Source organism: Rhizobacter sp. P2_H2 (assembly GCF_056403375.1).
Genome location: NZ_JBFUFP010001579.1, coordinates 1 through 876, shown reverse-complemented (window position 1 = coordinate 876; position 876 = coordinate 1). Strand labels below are relative to the sequence as shown.

At 69.3% G+C, this 876-nt stretch carries 1 protein-coding gene; it reads right to left on the bottom strand.

Going from position 1 to position 876, the window contains the following annotated elements; all coding sequences use genetic code 11:
• Positions 1 to 632: response regulator (locus tag AC1D15_RS34865; RefSeq protein ID WP_477829676.1), on the bottom strand; the 632-nt coding region annotated here is incomplete at its 3' end.
• Positions 633 to 876 lie beyond the last annotated feature (244 nt).

The following is an 876-nucleotide window of genomic DNA, read 5'->3' as shown; positions in this document are numbered from 1 at the left end:
GTGTGCAGCAGCTTGAGCGGGTAGGGGCCGTCGAGCTTGGCGCGCAGCCGCTTCACCGCGACCTCGACGACGTTGGTGTTGCTGTCGAAGTGGATGTCCCACACCAGCTCGGCGATCTCGGTGCGCGACAGCACCTGGCCCGGCCGGCGCGCCAGCGTGGTCAGCAGCGAGAACTCCTTGGCGGTCAGGTCGATGCGGTCGCCGCCGCGCTGCACCTTGCGGCCCAGCAGGTCGAGCACCATGTCGCCGATCGTGATGGTGGTCGGCTCGGTCTGCCGGCTGCGGCGCGAGAGGGCATGCAGCCGCGCGCTCAGTTCGAGGAACGAGAACGGCTTGACCAGGTAGTCGTCGGCGCCGTCCTGCAGGCCGCGCACGCGGTCCTCGATGCCGTCGCGCGCGGTCAGCATGATGATCGCCACCTGCTTCACGCGGCGCACGTCGCGCAGTATCTCGAAGCCGTCGATGCCGGGCAGCATCGCATCCAGCACGATCACGTCGTGCCGGCCCTCCAGCGCCGCGTGGCGGCCGTCGATGCCGTTGTGCTCGACGTCGACGACGTGGCCTTGCTCGGTCAGCCCGCGGCGCAGGTAGTCGGCGGTTTTCGGTTCGTCTTCGATGATCAGGACGCGCATTCCCGGGAGTTTAGTGACGAGGCCCGGGCCGCTGGCTGACGTGCAGATGACAAATCTGTCATCTGCAGGGGCTTCGACAGGCTCAGCCCGACCCTTCGACAGGCTCAGGGCGAACGGAGGGGCGTCAGGGCGTCCCGAACGTGACCTGCGTCGCGACGATCCGCGTGCCGTCCAGCGACGGCACGCCGGTCACGGTGGCGCGCCGGCCGTCCACCAGGTCGGCTGCCACCCCGCCGCTGAACGT